Consider the following 20,059-nt stretch of genomic DNA (forward strand, 5'->3'; position numbering starts at 1 on the left):
ATCCCGGCACCGCCATCGAAAACCTTCCCTCAACGGGCGGTGCGGAGAAGCCGAGTGCAGTCGAGCCGCTTCTGAAGTTCGACCAGGCGGCCGTTGCGCCTGAGCCATTGGTCCCGGCCTGCGGACCGCAGGGCCGCGTAGTCGCAGTACGGGGCGCTATCGTGGATGTCGCTTTCGATCATGCTCCATTGCCGCTCATCGAAGAGTCGCTGTCCATCTTCACCGATCGCGGACCGCCGATCATCGCGGAAGTGCAGGCTCATCTGGACGAATGCACGGTGCGCGCGCTCGCGTTGCAGTCCACCAACGGGCTGCATCGCGGCACACCGGTGCGGGCATCAGGCGGGCCGATCCTCGTGCCGGTGGGTGAAGCCACGCTCGGACGCCTGATCGACGTCACCGGCACGCTGGGGGACCGCGGTACAGCCTTCGCCGAAGACGTCCCGCGCCGCCCGATTCATCGCGCGCCGCCGCCGTTTGCATCGCAGAGCGCAGCCACCGAGATCTTCTGGACCGGGATCAAGGTCATCGACCTGTTGACTCCGCTCGCGCAGGGCGGCAAGGCGGCGACGTTCGGCGGCGCCGGGGTCGGCAAAACCGTGCTTGTGATGGAACTCATCCATGCGATGGTCGAACGTTATAAAGGCATCTCGGTCTTCGCCGGCGTCGGAGAGCGTTCGAGAGAAGGTCACGAGATGCTGCTCGATATGCGTGACTCCGGCGTACTGCCGCGTACCGTGCTGGTCTACGGCCAGATGAACGAGCCGCCCGGCGCGCGCTGGCGCGTGCCGCTGACCGCGCTTACGGTCGCGGAATATTTTCGCGACGAACGTCACCAGAACGTGCTGCTCTTGATGGACAACGTCTTTCGCTTCGTCCAGGCGGGTGCTGAAGTCTCAGGCCTGCTCGGCCGGCTGCCCTCGCGCGTTGGCTACCAGCCGACGCTCGCAAGCGAGGTTGCCGCGCTGCAGGAGCGCATTGTGTCCGTCGGCGGCGTATCGGTCACTGCGATCGAGGCTGTCTACGTCCCCGCGGACGACTTCACCGACCCGGCGGTGACGACCATCGCGGCGCACGTCGACAGCATGATCGTCCTGTCACGGTCGATGGCCGCCGAGGGCATGTATCCGGCCATCGATCCGATCGCTTCGTCGTCCATTCTGCTCGACCCGGCCTTCGTCGGCGACGAGCATGCCGCGATCGCCATCGAGGTGCGCAAGACCATCGAACATTATCGGGAACTGCAGGACGTGATCTCGTTGCTCGGCGTCGAGGAGCTCGGCGTGGACGACCGCCGCATCGTCGGGCGGGCTCGCCGTCTGCAGCGCTTCCTGACCCAGCCTTTCACCGTCACCGAGGCGTTTACGGGCGTCCCCGGCCGCTCCGTCGCAGTCGCCGACACGGTTGCCGGCTGCAAGGCGATCCTCGCTGGCGATTGCGACGCCTGGCAGGAAAGCTCGCTCTACATGATCGGCACGCTCGATGAAGCCCGCGCCCGCGAGGCTGCTTCGTCAGCGCCGCCTGTGACTAACGCAAAGCCGGTGGCGGAGCCCCTCGAATCATGAGTGCGCTCCTGCATCTGACTATCGCCACGCCGGCGCGCGTGCTGTTCGACAGCACGGAGGTCGTTGCGCTGCGCGCCGAGGACGCTACGGGCAGTTTCGGCATTCTGCCCGGCCATGCGGCGTTCCTGACTGTGCTGGCGCCGTCCGTGCTGCGCTGGCACGCCGCCGACGGCATCGAACAATTTTGCGCTGTGAAAGAAGGCGTGCTGCGCGTTTCGAGCGGACACGAGATCTCGATTGCCTGCCGCGAAGGTGTGATGGGCGCGAGCGGCATGTCGCTCGAGGTACTCGAGGCGCAGGTCGATGCTGCACGCGCGACGCGGATTGACGCCGTGCGCCGTGCCCGCGTCGACGAAACCCGTCTGCATGCGCAGGCCGTTCGTCAGTTGCTGCGCTATCTGCGCCCGAGCGCGAGACCGGCGGACTGAGCCGAACCATGACACAGCCCTCACCTGACGACATCGATCCCAAGCGCGACGCTGAACCTGACACCGACCGCATGGCCCGCGTTGCCCGGCAAGCGGTACAGCGCGAACGCCAGGCGCAGGAAGAACCGGAACCATCGCTCGGTGCCCGTCTCGGTCAGATCGGCATTCTCGGTTGGACCATCGTCGTGCCGACGCTGCTTGGGCTCGTGCTTGGCCACTGGCTCGACCGGTACTTCAACACCGGCGTGTTTTTCTCCGCTCCGTTGCTGATGGCCGGTGCGGCTATCGGTCTGTGGTCGGCATGGAAATGGATGCATCGGCAAACCCGGAGTGACCGGCAATGACATATCACTTCCCGCTGGCAGCCCAGATCGCGATTGGCTTGTGTGTCGGCCTTGCCGCCGGTGCGATCCACTTCGCGACCTTGCGCTGGAATGTCCGGCTGCTGATCGCCGGCACCCCGGCCAAGGCAATCGGGCTGCAACTCCTGCGCCTCGCGGGCGTGGCCGTCCTGTTCGCCGCGCTGGCGAAGCTTGGCGCGTGGCCGCTCCTATGCGGCGCGGCCGGGCTGCTGCTGGCAAGAGGCCTCATCCTGCGGCGTGTCCAGGTGACATCATGATTGCTTCGCCTCTCGCCACTGCCACCCTCTTCGATATCGGCCCGATCGGTATCTCGGCACCCGTAGTGGCGACGTGGGTCATCATGGCCCTGCTCGCGGGCGGCTTCGCCTGGATCACCCGCCGGTTGTCGCTCACGCCGTCGAAAATGCAGACAGTGCTCGAACTGCTGGTCAGCACGATCGACGACCAGATTCGCGACACGATGCAAGCCGAGCCCGAACGATATCGCGCGCTGGTGGGCACGCTCTTTCTTTTCATTCTGGTCAGCAACTGGTCGTCGCTCCTGCCCGGTGTCGAGCCTCCTACCGCTCACGTTGAAACCGATGCCGCGCTAGCTTTGATCGTGTTCTGCGCGACCATTTTCTACGGCGTACGCACGCGTGGTCTCGGCCGTTACCTCGCCACCTTTGCCGAACCCACGTGGATCATGATTCCGCTCAACGTGGTCGAGCAGATCACGCGGACCTTCTCGCTGGTGGTGCGTCTGTTCGGCAACGTGATGAGCGGTGTCTTCGTCGTCGGCATTGTGCTGTCGCTCGCCGGGCTGCTCGTGCCCATCCCGTTGATGGCGCTCGACCTGCTGACCGGCGCGGTACAGGCCTACATCTTCAGCGTGCTGGCAATGGTCTTCATTGGCGCAGCGCTAGCCGAAAACTCCGCAAACACTTCCAGCAAACAGGCAGGCCGGCAATGAACAATCTGATCCAGGTAGTGAGCATTCTCGCCGCGGCGCTCGCCGTTTCATTCGGCGCGATAGGACCGGCGCTCGGCGAAGGCCGCGCGGTCGCGGCCGCGATGGATGCGCTCGCGCGCCAGCCGGAGTCGGCCGGCGCGATTTCGCGGACGCTGTTCGTCGGCCTTGCGATGATCGAGACCATGGCGATCTACTGCCTGGTGATCGCCTTGCTCGTGTTGTTTGCGAATCCGTTCGTGAAGTGAGCGAGCACTGATCATGCACATCGACTGGTGGACTCTTCTGCTGCAGACCGTTAACGCGCTGGTGCTCGTCTGGTTGTTGGCGCGCTTTCTGTTTCGCCCGGTGGCGAAGATCGTAGCCGAGCGCCAGCATGCAGCCGCGGCGCTGATGGCCGATGCCGCCGCAGCAAAAGCCGCGGCGCTCGACGAACAGCAGAAGGCCGCCGCCGATAGCGCTCAAGTCGCAGCGCTGCGCGCACATCTGCTCGATGCAGCGACAGCCGAAGCCGCGCAACTCAAGGCGTCGCTCGAGAACGCGGCACGTACCGACACAGAGCAGATGCGCGCGGCCGCGCAAACCGCGATCGACGCCAGCCGGCGTGAAGCCGCTGCTGCCGACTCCGATCGCGCATCGCAATTCGCACTCGATGTCACGGCGCGGCTCCTCGATCGCCTGCCCGCCGAGGCACGGATCGCGGGTTTCATCGACGGACTGGCGCGTGAGCTCGCCGCACTGCCCGAGGCTACCCGGGCACAGCTGACCGGCGACGGTGAAGCAGTCCGCCTGATCGCGCCTCGCGCACTCACCGTCGACGAACTGGCCGCGTGTCACACGGCGTTCACTCAGGCGCTCGGCCACCCGTTGCAGGTTCAGGTCACGGTCGATCCCGCCGTGATCGCAGGACTTGAACTGGAAGCGCCGCATGCGCTCGTGCGCAACAGTTTTCGCCACGATCTCGCCGGCCTGAAAACGGAGCTCCTCGGCTCATGACATCCATCCAGCCCGACCTGGCTTTGAGCGACAACGACTGGCTCGTCAGCAGCCGCGCCACCCTCGCTCGCTCGCGGTTTGTCGCCAAGGCTGAAAGCGTCGGGCGCGTGGAGCACGTGTCCGATGGCATCGCGTCCGTCTCAGGCCTGCTCGATGTGCGGTTAAACGAACTGCTGCGCTTCGAGGGCGGCCGGCTCGGCTTTGCTCTCACGCTCGATGCCGATGCCATCGGCGCGGTTCTGCTCGACGACGGCGATGCGATTTCCGCCGGTTCCCGCGTCACCGGAACGGGGCAAGTGGTCGAAGTGCCGGTCGGTCCCGGACTGCTCGGACGAGTGGTCGATCCGCTCGGCCGGCCGCTTGATAGCGACGAGCCGGTGCCCGCCGAGATGCACCTGCCAATCGAGCGGCCTGCGCCTTCCATCATCGACCGGGCTCTTGTCGCGCAACCGGTCGCCACCGGCATCCTGCTGATCGACGCGTTGTTCGCAATCGGGCGCGGCCAGCGCGAGTTGATCATCGGCGACCGGGCGACCGGCAAGACCTCCATCGCCATCGACACGATCGTCAACCAGAAGCACTCCGACATGATCTGCGTGTATGTGGCGATCGGTCAGCGCGCCACTGCCGTGCAGCGAGTCATCGACGCCGTGCGCCGTCACGGCGCGCCCGAACGGTGCGTATTCGTGGTCGCGCCGGCGGCGGCCTCGCCGGGTTTGCAATGGATTGCTCCGTTCAGCGGAGTCTCTATCGCTGAATATTTTCGTGACCGCGGACAGCATGCGCTCATCGTCATCGACGATCTGAGCAAGCACGCCGCGACGCATCGCGAACTCGCCTTGCTCACGCGCGAACCGCCCGGTCGCGAGGCGTATCCCGGCGACATTTTCTACCTGCATGCCCGGCTGCTGGAGCGCGCGGCGAAGCTGTCCCCGGAACTGGGCGGCGGTTCGCTCACGGCCTTGCCGATCGCGGAAACCGATGCCGGCAATCTGTCCGCCTACATTCCCACCAACCTGATCTCGATCACCGATGGCCAGATCATGCTCGACGCAGCGCTTTTCGCAGCCAACCAGCGCCCCGCGGTGGACGTTGGCTTGAGCGTAAGCCGGGTCGGCGGCAAGGCGCAGTTGCCCGCGTTGCGCAAGGTATCCGGACGTCTGCGGCTCGATTATTCGCAGTTTCTGGAGCTCGAAATGTTTACGCGCTTTGGCGGCGCGATGGAGCCGAGGGTCAAGGTGCAAGTGGCCCGCGGCGAGCGCATTCGCGCATTGATCACGCAGCCGCGCTTTGCGCCGCTTCGTCCTGTCGATGAAATCGCACTGCTGGCCGCCCTCGCCGATGGCGTGTTCGATACGCTGCCAGTCAGTTGCATTGCGGCGGTTCGCACCCGTCTCGCCGCACATCTCGATACGCACGGCGGCCCTGCTGCTGCAGCGGCTCTCGTCGCCACGGGCTCGCTCGATGCGCCCGCGCTGGCCGAGCTAGCCACGGCCGTACGCGATCTTGCCGTACAAGTTGGCGCAGCGCCTGCGCCGGAGGCCGCTTCGACATGAGTAACAAACTCAGCGAAGTCCAGGCGCGCATGAACGGCGTGCACGGACTCGAATCCGTGGTCGGTGCAATGCGTGGCATCGCTGCAGCACGCTCGCGTAAAGCGCGCAGCCGTCTGGACGGTATTCGGGCGTGCGCGCAGATAGTCGGAGCGGCGATCGGCGACGCGCTGCTGCTGATTGACGAACACACGACGCACGACGCCACGGACCTGGATCGAGGTGCAGATCGGGACGCAGCCGTGGTGATCGTCCTGTGCGCAGAACAGGGTTTTGTCGGTACGTTCAACGAGCATGCCATCGACGCGGCGCTTGCATCGGCCGCCGCATCAACGCGATCCTCGTCGACGGAATATCTGGTGCTCGGCGGCCGCGGAATCGTGACGGCGGCCGAACGCGGCCTAAGCGTTGGCTGGTCGGCGCCGATGGTCACCCATGCCGACGAAGTGCCGGCGCTCGCCGATCGCCTCGCCAGTGCTCTGTTCCAGCGTCTCAACGCCGGGCGGGCGACCCGCGTAACTGTGGTCCACGCAACACCGAACCCGTCAGCAAGCGTCGAGATCGTGGAACAAACATTGCTGCCGTTTGACTTCGGGCGATTCCCGATCACACCGCGTCGCGACCCACCCCTCATTACCGTCGCGCCCCGGCGCTTGCTGACGCAGCTCGCGGACGAATACATCTTCGCTCAGCTGTGCGAGGCCATCATGCTGTCGTTCGCCGCTGAGAACGACGCGCGTATGAGGGCCATGATCGCCGCACGCACGAACGTGCATGACAGACTCGAAGCATTGACCGGTGACTTTCGCCGGCTGAGGCAAGAGGAGATCACGTCGGAAATCGTCGAGCTTTCCGCAGGAAGCATTACCGCCGGCAGACTTTCAAAAAAACCGCGCCCGCGCAACGGACACAGATCCAACCCCGCCTTCTGACTACATCGAGCCATCATGGACGAGCCTGCCCAAGAATACGACGCAGAGGGCCCTGACCCGGTTATCGGCCCTACCAAACCCCATTTGCTGGGCGTGCTGGGGCCAGGCCTCATCACAGGCGCCTCCGATGACGATCCCAGCGGCATCGCCACCTACAGTCAAGTGGGCGCGGCCTTTGGCTACGGACTGTCCTGGACGCTTCTGTTCAGCTACCCGCTGATGGTCGCTATCCAGATGATCAGCGCGCGCATCGGACGCACGACGGGCCACGGCATAGCAGGCGTATTGCGCCTGCACTACTCGACATGGCTGCTGCAGTGGATCGTGGCGCTGCTGCTGATTGCGAATATCGTCAATCTGGGCGCGGATCTGGGTGCAATGGCCGATGCTCTCGCGCTTCTGCTGCCCGGTCCCAAATGGCTTTATGTACTGCTGTTCTCAGTGATTTGCGTCGCGATGCAGTTGTTGCTGCAATACACGCGCTACGTGGCCGTGCTGAAGTGGTTCACCCTGTCCCTCTTCGCTTACTTTGCCGTGCTGGCGGTGGCGCATGTCGATTGGGGCCATCTTGCCAGTAGTCTGTTCCTGCCGCGTCCGGTCTGGACGTCGGCGTATCTGACTGCCGTCGTGGCAGTGTTCGGCACCACGATTAGTCCGTACCTGTTTTTTTGGCAATCCGGTGAGGAAGTCGAGGACATGCGCGTGCATCCACGGCGGCTGGATCTATTCGATGCGCCTGAACAAGGTCCTGCGGCACTGCATCGTATCGAGGTCGATACCGTCGCCGGCATGGGATTGTCCAACGTGGTCGCGCTTGCCATTCTGGCTACCACGGCCGCTACGCTTCACGCTGGTGGAATCGTCGATATTGAAACGTCGGCTCAGGCGGCGCAGGCTTTGCGGCCTATCGCCGGGCCCTTCGCAGCGCTGTTTTTCACGGTTGGCCTGATCGGGACCGGTCTGCTGGCTGTGCCTGTGCTCGCCGGGTCGGCGGCGTATGCGATCGGCGAAGCGCGCAACTGGCCGGTCGGTTTCACCCGCAAAATGCAGGAAGCAAAGGCTTTTTACGCCACGATCGCGATCGCTACGCTGATCGGCATGATCATCAATTTCACCTCCATCAATCCGATCAAGGCGCTCTACTGGAGCGCGGTACTCAACGGCGTTGTCGCTGTGCCGGTAATGTTCGTGATGATGAAAATAGTATCCCGGCCGGACATCATGGGAAAGTTTGCGGCCCGGGGCTGGCTGCGGGCGCTGGGTTGGCTGGCGACTGCCGTCATGCTGGTGATTTCGGCCGCGATGCTGGTTACCTCGATCTGAGGCGGCATCGTTGCTACTGCGAGCGCGCGCAATCGCTGCTCATGCACCCGAGCGGCTGGCCAATTTTTCGCCCGGCGCTGCATTGACCTACACTCATTGAACGACGTGCCACCCGCCGTCGCAGCGCTTCAGCTCAGACGAAAACTCGTTCTCCTTCTCTTTTAGGTCTCACATGAAATTCAAGGACTATTACGAAGCCTTGGGAGTCGAACGCACCGCGACACATGCGGACATCAAGAAGGCTTATCGCAAGCTCGCCCACAAATATCATCCCGACGTTTCGGCGGAACCGGACAACGAAGCGAAATTCAAGGACGTCGCAGAGGCTTATGCCACGTTGAAAGATCCAGAAAAGCGCGAAGCCTACGACAACCTAGGCAAACATCCGGCCGGCGAATCATTCACGCCGCCACCGGACTGGCAGCAACATTTCCATACGGGCGAAGCGGGCCTCGACGACGTCGACCTCGCCGATCTTTTTTCAGCTTTTGGCCGTACCCGCGGCGGCAGTCAACGAAGACAAAGCTTTCCTGTCCCGGGACAGGACTATGAGATCGTCGCACCGGTTTCGCTTGAGCAGATCTATCTCGGCGAAGACATCGAACTGAGCGCCGAGCTTCCCGAGTACGACGCAAATGGCCTCGCGCATCGCGTCGCGCGGACCTTTCGAATCACGATTCCGAAAGCGGCGGCCAATGGCCAGCGCCTGCGGCTGGCCGGCAAGGGCGGCCCAGGTTTCAATGGCGGCCGGCCCGGCGATCTGTATGTGTCACTTGCCCTGCAGCCGCATCCGCTCTATCGGCCTGATGGCCGCGACCTCTATATCGATCTGCCGCTTGCGCCCTGGGAAGCCGTGTTGGGGGCGAGCGTGCACGTACCGACTCTTGCGGGAACGGTGGAGCTCACCGTCAAACCGGGCACTATTGCAGGGCAAAAATTGCGGCTCGCCAAACGCGGACTTGCAGCGGCCGACGGCAGCGTCGGAGCGCTCTATGCCGTGGTCAGGATAGAAGTGCCAAAAACGGTCGGCGCTCGTGAACACGAGTTGCTGGAACAACTGGCGGCGGCATCGAACTTCAACCCCCGCAAGCATTTTGCGTAAGGAGCAAAGCCATGAGCACACCATTGAGCGATTCGATCTGGCTTAACGACGTGGACCTTTGCCCGCTTGAACATCTGGCCGAGGTGTCGGGCCTGTCGATCGATGAAATCGAAGACCTCATAGACACCGACGTCATCAAGCCGGTTGACACCGGTTCACAGACGCGCATGTTCCAGCTTCGTTGCGTCGTGACGGTCAAGACAGCACGGCGGCTGCGCGACGACTTCGAACTCGATCGGCAAGGTCTTGCACTAGCGCTATCGCTGTTGCAACGCATCGATGAACTGCAAGCGGAGATACACGCGACGAAGGCGCGGCTCGGACGCCCCCGATGAGCCTTATGCGAATTGCACAGCTTGCTGCGAGGCCGTTGACGGCGCGGAATGCTCCGCAGCGATGTCGGCCCTGTACGGCGATTTTGTCAAAGCAGACAGCATCGCGTAATCATTGAAGCGAAACGAGCAAAGCAGATGATTCGACGCCGCGAATTTCACTGCTTGAGCCGAGGTAAGGTTAGCCAAAATATCGGCGACTTCCTTTGACAGCCCGAGGCGTAGCATTCCGACAGGACCATCCTCTTGTAGCAGCCGCCGCGCAAGCGTGATGTACGAGAGGTTAAGTTCTCGAATTGATTCCAGCGTGTCATTAAACGTTTTCACAGCGTCCCCGCGATCGCTTCCGGACGCGTCACGCTGTCAGACGGCATGGCCTGAGAAAGCGTAACGTCTCGTTACAGTTTGTAACATGTTGCGGATTCTGCGGTCGCCGCAAACGTTCAGCAAGGGCTTTAGAGGGTATTTTTCGATGTTGTGTGAGGACCACGGCACAAATTACGCATTACGGAATTATTAACCGACGCATGGCTCGCGTTGGGCTGAGATCGCCGGCCACGATTGCACTCAACTTGCAGGCAACGGGCTTGCGGGGTGCTGCACGAATCTCGGGCAAGCAGTCAGCATGGCAACATGCCATGTCCCTGCCCGAGACCCCTGAAGACTTTGCCCCCGCGCCCGAAGACATCTTCAACGAACCGGCTTGTGTACTGCTAGTGGTCGATCCCGAGACCTGGCAGGACTCTCGTCCCTTCTTGCGCGACCGAATGCAGCAGTTCCGGGTCAAGATCGAGTACGCCCAGGATCGTCGGTGCGACCTGTGTGGTCAGGACGGGCCTGGAGACGGTTCGACCGTGCTGGATTCCCTGGAACGACACGACAAGACCCAGATGGCTGTCGTCAGGCGCATTGCCGCCGTGCTCCTCGTCCTTCGCCGTGCTGGACGTGTAGATCACGCCCGGGTTCGGCTGCACGATGATGTCCGGCGTACGGCCTTGTGCCGGATCGCCGAACCGTGACGCGAGGCTCGGGCCGTACAGGATGTACGCCGCGGGACCATCCGCACAGATGCCGGGGGCATTGCAGCTGAGATTGTCCTTGAGCGTCGTCACCGCCGCGTCCAGCTGAGTGCGGTCACGCAGCCAGATGAGCCCGACGTCGTCGGTTTGCACCATGCCGGTGTCGACGAGCCCCGTACCGTCGTTCAGATTGCCCGACTTCGTGGCGTTCTGGCCGAAGTTGCCGTTGGGATCCAGATAGTTATTGGCTTCCAGGAGCTTGGACAGCGTATCGCCGTTCTTGACCAGTTTCGTGTGGTCGGTCGGCGACTGGCCGTGCTTGGCCGTGACGATGATGACAGTGGACGAATAAAGGTGTTGTTCCTTCAGCTCGGACACAATGCGGCCCAGCGCGTCATCCAGGTATTCAATCGCGCCTGCGACCTGCGGGCCCGGCGTGAAATCCGCGTCGAGGTAACCCCCGCCCGCTGCCACAGTTGCCTTTTGGGCCACGCTCAAAGTCTGGAAGTTCGTACCGAACACCGTGGGCACTTGAGCGCTTTTTCCGGTCGAGTCACGGCCGTTGATCTGGTTGATGAGCACCCGCACGTGATAGTTGTCGAATTTCTCCGTGTGCGTATAGGTGTCGAGGTAGTCGGTCTTCGTCGCAGGATCGATCGAGTTGATCTCGGTGCGCGCCAGATCGTCCACACCGCGGCCGGACGGTCCGTTTAGCCAGTCATAACCCCATGCGTGCTTGTCGGCCCAGGCGGTTCGAGCACCGCGAATGTGCTCCTTGACCACTTCAAAAACCGTATTCGTCTTGATGTAGTTATGCGGGTAAACGGGCGTGCACACGCCATTGACCAACGCATTCGGAATGGCCTGCGGATTGAACGCGCCGCCGCCGTTGAGATGGATCAACGGGCCTCCGTTCTCGCCATCTATGCCGGTCGTCTCGTCGAACACGACGTTCCATCCCTGCTTGCCGGAGCAGGTCGTATCCGTCGGCGCGTAGAGGGTGCGGTCGTACGACACGTCATAGAAGAGACCTGCGGTCTTCGGCGAACCGCCTGTTACCAGCGCGGTAAGGCCCGGGAAGGAATCGGACAGGCCCGGGGTATGCGCATTCGTGTAAGTTACGCCTGATTTCGCCAGCACCGCCAGGTTAGGGCAGGTATTCGCACCGATGCAGCGCGCGACATCCTGTTCATGCAAGCCATCGAAGCTGATGAGCAGCACGCGCTTCGCGTCCTGCATCTCATGAGCTTGTGCCACCGGGGGTATGCCTGCCAGCGCCATCACGCCGGCACCGAATACTGCGCTCAACCCAGACCACTTCCTGACTTTATCCATGTCTCACCTCATTGTTGTAACGGAACGGACCTGTGCCGAAAGAATCGGTAATATTTTTTTGGCACGGTACGGTAATGTGGATTCCGATTACGAACATGTGATGAAGGCAAACTTTCAACTCTCTGTCGGCCTGTTTGTCTGAGGGAAGTAATCTGAGATCGCCGTCGAGCTTGCGCACTGGGCGGTTATTTGATTCCCAGCTTGTTATCCAGAGAAAAGGTGCCGGCACCGCGCGCAACCAGGTAGAGCATCAGCCCGGCCCACGACAAATGGGTGGGCCACGCGTCCGGATAGACAAACACTTCGATCACGGTCGTCATGCCGAGCAGCGCCAACGCCGAAAGCCGCGTGCAAAGGCCGAGGACGAGCAGGATCGGGAAGAAGTGTTCCGAGTATGCGGAAATATGTGCCGCGATCTCGGGCGGAATCACCGGAATCTTGTACTCGTCGCGAAACAGCGTGTAAGTGCCTGGGGTGATCGTCAGGATGCCGGAAACCTTCGTGCGGCCTGACATGAAGAAGATCGCCGCGATGGCAAATCTCGACACCAGCGCGAGGAGCGAATGGCCGATGACTCTCGAAGCCAGATCGGCAATGGCATTCCAGCGTTGGCGCAAGCGGCCGAACAGCGACTCGCTCTCGAAGGGGGATGTGTCCAGGCGTTCCATGTCGTTCTCCATCAAATGAGTGAGGGGGTCGCGCTTTCAGCGGCAAATGCGCCGGCTGACAGCAACCCGGAAAGCATTGCTCCGACATCGGCGTCGGGATGCACATCGAGTGCGCAAGTCACGGCATGTTCGAGCGACACCCCTCGTGCGCAAGCATCCAGAAATACGCAGGCGCCGGCATCGAGCGCTTGCCATCTGACGACGCCATCGAGACGCACCAGCAATGCGCCCTCGCCGGTCCAGGCGAGTTCGTCGGGCATGGGCGCCTGTTCCCGATTGACGCGCCAGATCGTGTATGCGGGTTGATCGGCGAACCAGACCCAGCGCACGGCCGCCTGAGGCTTAAAGACAATGTTCACCAGCTCGTGCGGAGGCAGGCGTGCGATAGCCGCCGCGTCGAGCAACGGCTCGTCGGCGGCAACGTGTGCTTCGGTCCAGAAACGGTCCAGACGCGCCACGTTTGGCAGATAGGGCAGTTCTTTCGCGGGTTCGAAATCGCCAAGGAAATCCGCGAAATCATGACCGTAGCCAAGCAGGCGCGAATCAAGCGGTGGCAGCCGGTCCACGTAGACCGCCGCTGCCGCGCGGAACCATTCGGTGCCGACCAGCCGCTCGATGCACGGATAGTTCGCCTGAAGCGCATCGATACAACCCTTGACGATCGTGTTCCGGTACACCGCGAACCCGGGCTGCCTGACCAGCGCGGCGACCGGGCCGTCATAAACCTCGCCGCCGTGAATAGCCAGGATGAAGTCGTCCTGAAACCTGCTGAGAGCGCCGGTCATGCCGGCACCCGGACGGTATCGAGTAAAGCTTGTGCTCGCGCGCGCTCTTCGAGCAGGACATCGAAGGCGGGTATGTCGTCGTCGCGTTCAATCAGCGTCGGCCGCGCGCCAATCCGTTCGATAACCCGCTCGTAAAGCAGCCACACCGGGTCGGCAACGGGTGCGGCATGCGAATCGATCAGTAGCCTGCTCGAAGGATCGGCGTCGGCGCTGTGGCCCGCGAGATGAATTTCCATCACGGCGTCACCGGGGAATCGATCCAGGTAATCGGCGGCATCGAAGCCGAGGTTAAACGCGCTGATATGGACGTTGTTCACGTCGAGCAGCAGTCCACATCCGGTCCTGCCGCTCAGCTCGCCAAGAAAGTCGAGCTCGCTCCATTCGTGTCCTTCAATGGCCGCATAGTGGGTCGGATTTTCGATCGCGATCCTGCGCCCGAGCGCGTCCTGTGCCCGCGCGACGTTGTCGCTGATCCTCTCGAGCGCTTCGTTCGTGCGCGGAAAAGGCAGCAAGTCGGGGTGATACTGCCCGCGCCATGTCGACCATGCAAGGTGCTCCGAAACCAGCGCGGGTTCGATGCGGTCGGCAAGATCTTTCAAGCGTTTCAAATGTTCGGGATCGGGCACGCAATCCGCCGCAAGCGACAGCGACACGCCGTGCAGCGAAACGGGATGACATGCCTTGATGGCTTCGAGCCAGGCAAGCCGGGGACCGCCGGCGACCATGTAATTCTCGGGATGAATCTCGTACCAGAGACCCGCTTCGGCGCAATCGCGCGCTGCGTCGAAATGGACGGGTTTCAGCCCGAGTCCGCCGCCCATGCTGCACGTCGATAGAGGGAACCTGGTCATGATCAGCCGGCGCCTGGCGATTACGATTCGATCGGGGTGAGCGAACCGGCACCGTGCGGCGTCTTGATCGTCGTGCAGGTGCCGGCGGGTACGTTCTTCCAGGAATTGCCCTGATAGTCCATTTTCGCCGTGCCGGCACACGTGGTGCCTGCGCCCGCCTTGCAATCGTTGTGACCGGCCATCGACACGCCGTAGCATTTTTCCACTGCGCCGCCCGTTGCAGGGGTTTGAGCGATAGCAGCGCCCGATGCGAACGAAGCGAGCAGGACTGCAGCGGTACCGAGTTTGAGCATGTTCATTTAAAACCTCCAGAGTGTTTGAGAGATCAGGCGAATTGCCTGGATGGATCGATGTTGTTCATCGATTCATCGAGTAATTCGACGTGACGGACCGACCGGTTACAGCAGCGAACAAAGAATTTTTATTGACGACATTACTTCGGGTATTGATTTTATGATCAGGATATCGAACTATATTGAGTGAGACGGGTGCATTTACTTGAACCGCCCGATTCTTGCATCGGGAATCTGACGCCGGGTTATATCGACTGTTATATCGACTGTTATATCGACTGTTATATCGAGGTAGTCAACCGGGTCAGCCACATCGGCGAGACCGACAGCAGCACCGACTCGATATTCCGGTCATACCCCAGAAGAACAACGACTCCCAGCGCGACAAAGAGCATGCCGAGCGCAGTCTTCGATACCCTTCCGAGCGACGCGAGCAGCCCGCGAGAGCGCTGCAGCGACGCGCGCGAGACACCGCCGAGCACTACCAGCGGAGCACCGGCGCCCAAGCCGAATACCATCATCAGCACCGCTATTTGTCCGAGGTGGCTGCCCTGCGCAGCGAGCGTCGTGGCAGCGCCTAGCGTCGGTCCGACGCACGGGCTCCAGACCAAGCCGAGCACAAGTCCGATGCCAAACTGCGATGCAAGACCATCGCCGCTCAGGGAACTCAGCGCGCCCTGCCCCACGTTGCCCACCCGTGCACTCCACATCGAAAACCTGGCTGACAGACGCGTGGACAACATGACAATACCGAACACGGTCATCAGCGCGGCCGCGACGCGGCGAAACAGCTCGGGGTCAAGCCCTGCATTCGCGCCAAGGTTAGCGAGCACCGTGCCAACGGCCGCGAACGACAAGCCAAGGCCGCCCGCTAACGCAAGGGTGCCGAAGCGGTGTTTCGACAACGCGGACGCGATGAGAATCGGGATGAGCGGCAGCACGCACGGCGACAACACCGATGCGGCTCCAGCCACAAAACCCAACGCGTAGGTGCCTGGCCCGAAGTCCATTACAACGCGGCTTCGAAGGTCTTACGAATAGCCGGCTCAGCGGTCTCGCCAGTGGACCGCGCAACCTCGTGGCCTCCCTTGAAGACAACGAAAGTTGACTGCTGGGTGATCCGCAGGCTCTTCTTCAACGCGGTTTCCGTGTCGTAATCCGCCTCGAAGACAGTGAGAGATTTGAATTCAGCATCCGATGACAACCGGTCGACGATCGGCTGCTGAATCTTGCAGGTCGGACACCACGTCGCGTGCAGATAAACGATCGTCGGCTTGCCGGCCGCAACCTGCTCGTCGAATTGGGCCTTGTTGTAAGGCGCCTCGCCGGCGTACGCGATGTTTGCGAGCGCCAGGACCAGAGAGCCCAGCACTGCTCGTCCAATGAATGTCTTCATCATGTCGTCCGCCTGTATTCAGTTCGTCAGTAAAGCCTGCAAACGGAAGTTCGCCGATAAGACGAGACAGGTTACAGGGCGTCGCAAAAAAATTACGCTCGACTTGAAGAAGGCGAGCGTGATCCGGCGGACTTCTCGCAGGCGTGAGAGGTTGCTAGCGTCCGAGCTCGATCGGCTGGCCGTGCGGAGTACGTTGCGCAGCCGCCTCCCACTCGTTCCGACGCTGCAAAAGCAGGCCGCTTGTCGACAGGCCCTTGTTGGTGCTGATGCGTTCCAGCGCTGTCATCCAATGGACATAGTAGGTGTCGCCACGGTCCGGGTCGCCGGCGGCCTGGGCGTCGCGGATTGCGTGGTTCAGACATTCCACCCATTCCGCCCACGTGAACAAACCACGCTCGTACAAGGCCAGCGTCATCGCGAAGGCCTGTGCTTCCCACGGCGCACTGAAGACCGGTCCCGCAGCGTCGCAAGGCAATTCGGGCAAGGCAGTGCGTAGTTCAGGCAGTTCAGGCAGGTTTGGCTTGGCAGCAGTCATGTCATTCAGGCCCGGCATTCGGATAGTCGAGATACGGTTCCCAGCAATCGACGCATACCGACGCTGCGGTCGTATCCGCACCCCAGAGTTCAAAGGCATCGAAGCGCACGGTATAGAGCCATTGCGGTTGCTCGCCCAGCCCGATCGCGTTGGTATCGGGAAAGACATGCGTGCCATGCGTGGCGATAATCCTTCCCCGTTTGCCGCGGCAATAGCGCGGCAGCCGCGTGTGCGTCGATGGATGCATCTGACGGGTCTGCACGATTTCCCCAACCTCAAAGCGTGCTGCGGCAATCGCCCGGCGATCAGCCGGACCGCCTCGCAGCAGCGCGGCTGGTACCTGGTCGGCCATCAGCACGCGAGGGACCGGACTCGCCGCGCTCTTCAACTCGCCCGCCTCGATTTCCTCAGCCGTCGCGAGCCCTGTATTCAGCAGCAGTCTTTTCAGTCCTTCAAACCAGATCTCGTAGTAACTGCTCGAGAGGTACTGCGCCGGCGGCAAGCTCTCTCGCGCGGCGCGAGAGGTGTCGATGTTCCACTTGCCGGTTGCACCCATCGCCAGCGTGATTGCCAGCACCCGGCGCTCCCAGTCGGCATGAAAGGGCGAGACGTCGTCTTCAGGGTCTTCAGGGTCTGAAGGGTGTATTGGGCCGAATGCCTGCATGCCGCCGAGATCTTGCGCGCCGTTCATGGGAGCTCCCGTTTCGGTTCGGGTGTCTTCGGCAAACCAGTGCCGATCATGGAATCACGCGTCACCAGTTCTGCCAGATCCTCCTCTGATAAGCCGTCGGTTCCCGGCGACCGCATTGGCAACACCAGATAACGGACCTCGGCCGTGGAGTCCCACACGCGGAACTCTGTTTCGGCGGGTAATTCGAAGCCGAACTCCTTCAACACGCCGCGCGGATCGATGACCGCGCGAGACCGGTAAGGCGCCGACTTGTACCAGACCGGTGGAAGCCCGAGCACCGGCCACGGGTAGCACGAGCACAACGTGCAGACCACCATGTTGTGCACGGCGGGCGTGTTTTCCAGCGCAATCATATGTTCGCCCTGCCTGCCGGTGTAGCCCAGCGAGGCGATTGCGGCGGTGGCGTCATCGAGCAGCCATTGCCGGTATGCCGGATCGCTCCAGGCCTTCGCGACCACGCGTGCGCCATTGCGCGGTCCAACCTTGTGCTCGTAGGTCTCGATCAGAATATCCAGCGCCTTCGGATCGACGTATCCCTTCTCCACCAGCACGGATTCCAGCGCGCGCACGCGCAATTCCATCTCGGACAACTCGCTGCCATGGTGGTGGTCGTGATCGTCGGTGTGCCGATGCCCTGGTTGCTTCCCTTGAAGATTGCTCATCGAAGTTCGCCCGAGAAATTGCCAACGGAAACAGTATGGTTGGCTCAGTGCGTGAATGCAAACCGGCAGGATAGAACCCGGCGCTGTGCCGCGTGCGGTGGAGCTTGCCGAAATCGGCCTGCGTATCCGCGGCGCGGCACTCGATGTATTCTGGAACGAGCCGTCGATCGGCCCGGGTTTCGCCGAACTCAACAACGTCGTGCGGCAACCGAACAGATCGAGCGCCCCGGTAGAAACCCGTACGGCAACGGCCGGCTTAGTCCGCGACAATCAGCATGCGTTCTTCAACAGCCGGCCGCTGCTCACCGAATACACGCGATAAGCCAGCCGTTTGCGTCTCCGCATAACAAACTCGCCATAGCCACGCTCATGACACCCTCCAAGCCCACCGATACTCATACCCATACCGATCACAACGACACCGCCACGCCGCGCCTTCGCAGCCGCCGCTGGTTCGACGATCCCTCGAACCCTGGCATGACCGCGCTTTATCTTGAGCGCTACATGAACTACGGCATCACGCGCGAAGAGCTGCAGTCGGGCAAGCCGATCATCGGCATCGCTCAGACGGGTTCGGATCTCGCGCCGTGCAACCGGCATCATCTCGATCTGGCGAGCCGCGTTCGCGACGGTATCCGCGACGCAGGCGGCATCCCGCTCGAATTTCCCGTTCACCCGATTCAGGAAACCGGCAAGCGCCCCACCGCCGCGCTCGATCGCAACCTCGCTTATCTCGGTCTCGTTGAAATCCTGCATGGCTATCCTATCGATGGCGTCGTGCTCACCACTGGCTGCGACAAGACCACGCCTGCGTGCCTGATGGCTGCGGCCACGGTCAACATTCCGGCCATCGTGCTGTCGGGCGGACCGATGCTCGACGGCTGGTATCACGGCAAGCTCGCGGGCTCCGGCACGGTGATCTGGGACGCCCGCAAACGGCTGTCCGCAGGCGAGATCGACTACTCGGGGTTCATGGACATGGTGGCGTCGTCCGCGCCATCGGTCGGGCATTGCAACACGATGGGCACGGCCCTTTCCATGAACTCGCTCGCCGAAGCGCTCGGCATGTCGCTGCCGGGTTGCGCGGCGATTCCCGGACCGCATCGCGAGCGCGGCTGGATGGCGCATGCCACCGGCAAGCGCATCGTCGGCATGGTGGCGGAGAATCTGCGCCCGTCGGACATCATGACCAAGGGCGCATTCGAGAACGCCGTAGTCGCGGCTGCGGCGCTTGGGGCTTCGTCGAATTGTCCGATTCACATGATCGCCATCGCGCGTCACATGGGTGTCGAGCACACGCTGGACGACTGGCAGCGGCTTGGTCCCGAGGTACCGTTGCTGGTCGATTGCCAGCCCGCCGGACGTTTCCTTGGCGAGGCATTTCATCGTGCTGGCGGCGTGCCGGCCGTGATGAAGGAACTGCTCGATGCAGGCCGTTTGAACGCCGACGTACGTACGGTGACTGGACGCACGCTGGGCGAAGATCTGGCCACGGTGCCCATGCCCGATCGCGAGGTGATCCGCGCGTATGAGAACCCGTTGAAAGAGTCGGCGGGATACGTCGTGTTGTCGGGCAACATCTTCGACAGCGCCGTCATGAAGGTCAGCGTGATCGACGAGGCGTTCCGCAAGCGTTTCCTCGCCGATCCCGATCGTCCCGATGTGTTCGAGGGCAAGGTGGTCGTGTTCGAAGGTCCGGAGGACTATCACGCGCGTATTGAAGACCCGGAGACAGGAGTCGACGAACGTTCGATTCTTGTGATCCGCAACTGTGGTCCGGTAGGCTTTCCGGGTGGTGCGGAAGTGGTCAACATGCAGCCGCCGGCTGCGCTGCTCAAGCGCGGTATCGACACGTTGCCTACGCTCGGCGATGGCCGTCAAAGCGGTACATCGGCGAGTCCGTCGATTCTCAATGTAACGCCGGAAGCAGCTGTTGGTGGCGGGATTGCGTTGCTCGTATCGGGCGACAGGATCCGCATTGACCTGAAGACACGCAAGGTCGACCTGATGATCCCCGAGGCCGAGCTTGCCGAGCGCCGCGCGGCATGGAAACCGCCGGTGCTGAAGAACATGACGCCGTGGGAAGAGATCTACCGGAGCATGGTCGGGCAGCAAGGCAGCGGCGCGTGCCTGGAACCGGCCACGTTGTACTTGAACATCGTCGAGACGCGCGGCGAATCACGGCATAACCACTGAGGGGTTTCGTTCGCACTTGGGGGGTTGGTTTGGGGGCTGGTGGTCGGGGGCTGGTGGTCGGGGGCTGGTGGTCGGGGGCTGGTGGT

The 20,059-nt window shown here is 62.3% G+C and carries 25 protein-coding genes; 14 read left to right on the forward strand and 11 right to left on the reverse strand.

The features are described from left to right. The first annotated feature begins 71 nt into the window (after positions 1-71). The 12 genes from atpD to M0D69_RS26925 all read left to right on the forward strand — a co-directional run bounded on the left by atpD (position 72) and on the right by M0D69_RS26925 (position 9,545). Positions 72-1,565 (forward strand): F0F1 ATP synthase subunit beta, encoded by a 1,494-nt coding sequence (atpD, locus tag M0D69_RS26870; protein ID WP_301784928.1) that lies wholly within the window; start codon positions 72-74, stop codon positions 1,563-1,565. Beyond that, a complete protein-coding gene (locus M0D69_RS26875; RefSeq protein ID WP_301784900.1) occupies positions 1,562-1,993 on the forward strand; it encodes a F0F1 ATP synthase subunit epsilon in 432 nt (143 codons plus the stop codon). The genes atpD and M0D69_RS26875 overlap by 4 nt, the downstream gene beginning before the upstream one ends. A gap of 8 nt (positions 1,994-2,001) precedes the next feature. Continuing rightward, positions 2,002-2,337: an AtpZ/AtpI family protein gene (locus M0D69_RS26880; protein ID WP_301784901.1), complete on the forward strand. Its 336-nt coding sequence runs from the start codon at positions 2,002-2,004 to the stop codon at positions 2,335-2,337. Then, the gene (locus M0D69_RS26885) at positions 2,334-2,612 is read left to right on the forward strand and encodes an ATP synthase subunit I (protein ID WP_301784902.1); all 279 of its coding nucleotides are present in this window, start codon (positions 2,334-2,336) and stop codon (positions 2,610-2,612) included. Before M0D69_RS26880 ends, M0D69_RS26885 begins: the two co-directional genes overlap by 4 nt. Beyond that, the gene (locus tag M0D69_RS26890; protein ID WP_301784903.1) at positions 2,609-3,307 is read left to right on the forward strand and encodes a F0F1 ATP synthase subunit A; all 699 of its coding nucleotides are present in this window, start codon (positions 2,609-2,611) and stop codon (positions 3,305-3,307) included. Before M0D69_RS26885 ends, M0D69_RS26890 begins: the two co-directional genes overlap by 4 nt. Further along, positions 3,304-3,552, forward strand: a complete 249-nt coding sequence (locus M0D69_RS26895; RefSeq protein ID WP_301784904.1) for a F0F1 ATP synthase subunit C — start codon at positions 3,304-3,306, stop codon at positions 3,550-3,552. The genes M0D69_RS26890 and M0D69_RS26895 overlap by 4 nt, the downstream gene beginning before the upstream one ends. A 13-nt stretch (positions 3,553-3,565) precedes the next feature. Beyond that, entirely contained in the window at positions 3,566-4,300 is a 735-nt protein-coding gene (locus tag M0D69_RS26900) for a F0F1 ATP synthase subunit B (protein ID WP_301784905.1), read from the forward strand. Further along, entirely contained in the window at positions 4,297-5,856 is a 1,560-nt protein-coding gene (locus tag M0D69_RS26905) for a F0F1 ATP synthase subunit alpha (RefSeq protein ID WP_301784906.1), read from the forward strand. The genes M0D69_RS26900 and M0D69_RS26905 overlap by 4 nt, the downstream gene beginning before the upstream one ends. Further along, entirely contained in the window at positions 5,853-6,785 is a 933-nt protein-coding gene (locus M0D69_RS26910) for a F0F1 ATP synthase subunit gamma (protein WP_301784907.1), read from the forward strand. Before M0D69_RS26905 ends, M0D69_RS26910 begins: the two co-directional genes overlap by 4 nt. A 15-nt stretch (positions 6,786-6,800) precedes the next feature. Further along, positions 6,801-8,108 (forward strand): NRAMP family divalent metal transporter, encoded by a 1,308-nt coding sequence (locus M0D69_RS26915; protein ID WP_301784908.1) that lies wholly within the window; start codon positions 6,801-6,803, stop codon positions 8,106-8,108. Positions 8,109-8,280: 172 nt separating this feature from the next. Continuing rightward, positions 8,281-9,210, forward strand: coding sequence for a DnaJ C-terminal domain-containing protein (locus M0D69_RS26920; RefSeq protein WP_301784909.1), 930 nt, complete (start codon positions 8,281-8,283; stop codon positions 9,208-9,210). Positions 9,211-9,221: 11 nt separating this feature from the next. Next, positions 9,222-9,545: a chaperone modulator CbpM gene (locus tag M0D69_RS26925; RefSeq protein WP_301784910.1), complete on the forward strand. Its 324-nt coding sequence runs from the start codon at positions 9,222-9,224 to the stop codon at positions 9,543-9,545. Positions 9,546-9,548: 3 nt separating this feature from the next. On the opposite strand, the gene flhD is transcribed toward M0D69_RS26925, so the two are convergent. The 11 genes from flhD to nthA form a co-directional block, all read right to left on the reverse strand. Next, the gene (flhD, locus tag M0D69_RS26930; protein ID WP_301784911.1) at positions 9,549-9,869 is read right to left on the reverse strand and encodes a flagellar transcriptional regulator FlhD; all 321 of its coding nucleotides are present in this window, start codon (positions 9,867-9,869) and stop codon (positions 9,549-9,551) included. Between the two features lie 386 nt (positions 9,870-10,255). After that, entirely contained in the window at positions 10,256-11,842 is a 1,587-nt protein-coding gene (locus M0D69_RS26935; protein ID WP_301784929.1) for an alkaline phosphatase family protein, read from the reverse strand. A 239-nt stretch (positions 11,843-12,081) separates the two neighbouring features. Further along, positions 12,082-12,564, reverse strand: a complete 483-nt coding sequence (locus tag M0D69_RS26940) for a DoxX family protein (protein WP_301784912.1) — start codon at positions 12,562-12,564, stop codon at positions 12,082-12,084. Between the two features lie 11 nt (positions 12,565-12,575). Then, positions 12,576-13,349, reverse strand: coding sequence for a putative DNA-binding domain-containing protein (locus M0D69_RS26945; RefSeq protein ID WP_301784913.1), 774 nt, complete (start codon positions 13,347-13,349; stop codon positions 12,576-12,578). Further along, complete coding sequence (locus M0D69_RS26950) at positions 13,346-14,200, reverse strand: DUF692 domain-containing protein (RefSeq protein ID WP_301784914.1); 855 nt, start codon at positions 14,198-14,200, stop codon at positions 13,346-13,348. The genes M0D69_RS26945 and M0D69_RS26950 overlap by 4 nt, the downstream gene beginning before the upstream one ends. A gap of 20 nt (positions 14,201-14,220) precedes the next feature. Further along, positions 14,221-14,499 (reverse strand): DUF2282 domain-containing protein, encoded by a 279-nt coding sequence (locus M0D69_RS26955; RefSeq protein ID WP_301784915.1) that lies wholly within the window; start codon positions 14,497-14,499, stop codon positions 14,221-14,223. Between the two features lie 275 nt (positions 14,500-14,774). Beyond that, positions 14,775-15,503 (reverse strand): cytochrome c biogenesis CcdA family protein, encoded by a 729-nt coding sequence (locus tag M0D69_RS26960; protein ID WP_301784916.1) that lies wholly within the window; start codon positions 15,501-15,503, stop codon positions 14,775-14,777. Further along, on the reverse strand, positions 15,503-15,892 hold the full coding sequence (locus tag M0D69_RS26965; RefSeq protein WP_301784917.1) for a thioredoxin family protein: 390 nt from the start codon (positions 15,890-15,892) through the stop codon (positions 15,503-15,505). Before M0D69_RS26965 ends, M0D69_RS26960 begins: the two co-directional genes overlap by 1 nt. Before the next feature lie 151 nt (positions 15,893-16,043). Further along, a complete protein-coding gene (locus M0D69_RS26970) occupies positions 16,044-16,424 on the reverse strand; it encodes a nitrile hydratase accessory protein (RefSeq protein WP_301784930.1) in 381 nt (126 codons plus the stop codon). Between the two features lies 1 nt (position 16,425). Next, entirely contained in the window at positions 16,426-17,115 is a 690-nt protein-coding gene (gene nthB, locus M0D69_RS26975; RefSeq protein WP_301784918.1) for a nitrile hydratase subunit beta, read from the reverse strand. After that, on the reverse strand, positions 17,112-17,777 hold the full coding sequence (gene nthA / locus M0D69_RS26980; RefSeq protein ID WP_301784919.1) for a nitrile hydratase subunit alpha: 666 nt from the start codon (positions 17,775-17,777) through the stop codon (positions 17,112-17,114). Before nthA ends, nthB begins: the two co-directional genes overlap by 4 nt. Before the next feature lie 55 nt (positions 17,778-17,832). Between nthA and M0D69_RS26985 the strand changes: the two genes are divergently transcribed. Together M0D69_RS26985 and M0D69_RS26990 are read left to right on the forward strand one after the other, a co-directional pair. Next, positions 17,833-18,099 carry a hypothetical protein gene (locus M0D69_RS26985; protein WP_301784920.1) on the forward strand — a complete coding sequence of 89 codons (267 nt, stop codon included), beginning with the start codon at positions 17,833-17,835 and terminating at the stop codon, positions 18,097-18,099. Positions 18,100-18,146: 47 nt separating this feature from the next. Further along, positions 18,147-19,973, forward strand: coding sequence for an IlvD/Edd family dehydratase (locus tag M0D69_RS26990; RefSeq protein WP_301784921.1), 1,827 nt, complete (start codon positions 18,147-18,149; stop codon positions 19,971-19,973). The last annotated feature ends 86 nt before the right edge of the window (positions 19,974-20,059 follow it).

This window comes from Caballeronia sp. SEWSISQ10-4 2 (genome assembly GCF_030464885.1).
Lineage (GTDB): Bacteria > Pseudomonadota > Gammaproteobacteria > Burkholderiales > Burkholderiaceae > Caballeronia.

Excerpts from the sequence above, each read along its gene's own strand:
- M0D69_RS26900 (WP_301784905.1), top strand. The coding sequence starts at position 3,566 with ATGCACATCGACTGGTGGACTCTTCTGCTGCAGACCGTTAACGCGCTG.
- M0D69_RS26910 (WP_301784907.1), top strand. The coding sequence starts at position 5,853 with ATGAGTAACAAACTCAGCGAAGTCCAGGCGCGCATGAACGGCGTGCAC.
- M0D69_RS26885 (WP_301784902.1), top strand. The coding sequence starts at position 2,334 with ATGACATATCACTTCCCGCTGGCAGCCCAGATCGCGATTGGCTTGTGT.
- nthA (WP_301784919.1), bottom strand. The coding sequence starts at position 17,777 with ATGAGCAATCTTCAAGGGAAGCAACCAGGGCATCGGCACACCGACGAT.
- M0D69_RS26915 (WP_301784908.1), top strand. The coding sequence starts at position 6,801 with ATGGACGAGCCTGCCCAAGAATACGACGCAGAGGGCCCTGACCCGGTT.
- M0D69_RS26965 (WP_301784917.1), bottom strand. The coding sequence starts at position 15,892 with ATGATGAAGACATTCATTGGACGAGCAGTGCTGGGCTCTCTGGTCCTG.
- M0D69_RS26985 (WP_301784920.1), top strand. The coding sequence starts at position 17,833 with ATGCAAACCGGCAGGATAGAACCCGGCGCTGTGCCGCGTGCGGTGGAG.
- M0D69_RS26905 (WP_301784906.1), top strand. The coding sequence starts at position 4,297 with ATGACATCCATCCAGCCCGACCTGGCTTTGAGCGACAACGACTGGCTC.
- M0D69_RS26940 (WP_301784912.1), bottom strand. The coding sequence starts at position 12,564 with ATGGAACGCCTGGACACATCCCCCTTCGAGAGCGAGTCGCTGTTCGGC.
- nthB (WP_301784918.1), bottom strand. The coding sequence starts at position 17,115 with ATGAACGGCGCGCAAGATCTCGGCGGCATGCAGGCATTCGGCCCAATA.
- M0D69_RS26890 (WP_301784903.1), top strand. The coding sequence starts at position 2,609 with ATGATTGCTTCGCCTCTCGCCACTGCCACCCTCTTCGATATCGGCCCG.
- M0D69_RS26955 (WP_301784915.1), bottom strand. The coding sequence starts at position 14,499 with ATGAACATGCTCAAACTCGGTACCGCTGCAGTCCTGCTCGCTTCGTTC.
- M0D69_RS26990 (WP_301784921.1), top strand. The coding sequence starts at position 18,147 with ATGACACCCTCCAAGCCCACCGATACTCATACCCATACCGATCACAAC.
- M0D69_RS26945 (WP_301784913.1), bottom strand. The coding sequence starts at position 13,349 with ATGACCGGCGCTCTCAGCAGGTTTCAGGACGACTTCATCCTGGCTATT.
- M0D69_RS26935 (WP_301784929.1), bottom strand. The coding sequence starts at position 11,842 with ATGGCGCTGGCAGGCATACCCCCGGTGGCACAAGCTCATGAGATGCAG.
- M0D69_RS26920 (WP_301784909.1), top strand. The coding sequence starts at position 8,281 with ATGAAATTCAAGGACTATTACGAAGCCTTGGGAGTCGAACGCACCGCG.
- M0D69_RS26950 (WP_301784914.1), bottom strand. The coding sequence starts at position 14,200 with ATGACCAGGTTCCCTCTATCGACGTGCAGCATGGGCGGCGGACTCGGG.
- M0D69_RS26875 (WP_301784900.1), top strand. The coding sequence starts at position 1,562 with ATGAGTGCGCTCCTGCATCTGACTATCGCCACGCCGGCGCGCGTGCTG.
- M0D69_RS26880 (WP_301784901.1), top strand. The coding sequence starts at position 2,002 with ATGACACAGCCCTCACCTGACGACATCGATCCCAAGCGCGACGCTGAA.
- M0D69_RS26895 (WP_301784904.1), top strand. The coding sequence starts at position 3,304 with ATGAACAATCTGATCCAGGTAGTGAGCATTCTCGCCGCGGCGCTCGCC.
- M0D69_RS26925 (WP_301784910.1), top strand. The coding sequence starts at position 9,222 with ATGAGCACACCATTGAGCGATTCGATCTGGCTTAACGACGTGGACCTT.
- M0D69_RS26970 (WP_301784930.1), bottom strand. The coding sequence starts at position 16,424 with ATGACTGCTGCCAAGCCAAACCTGCCTGAACTGCCTGAACTACGCACT.
- M0D69_RS26960 (WP_301784916.1), bottom strand. The coding sequence starts at position 15,503 with ATGGACTTCGGGCCAGGCACCTACGCGTTGGGTTTTGTGGCTGGAGCC.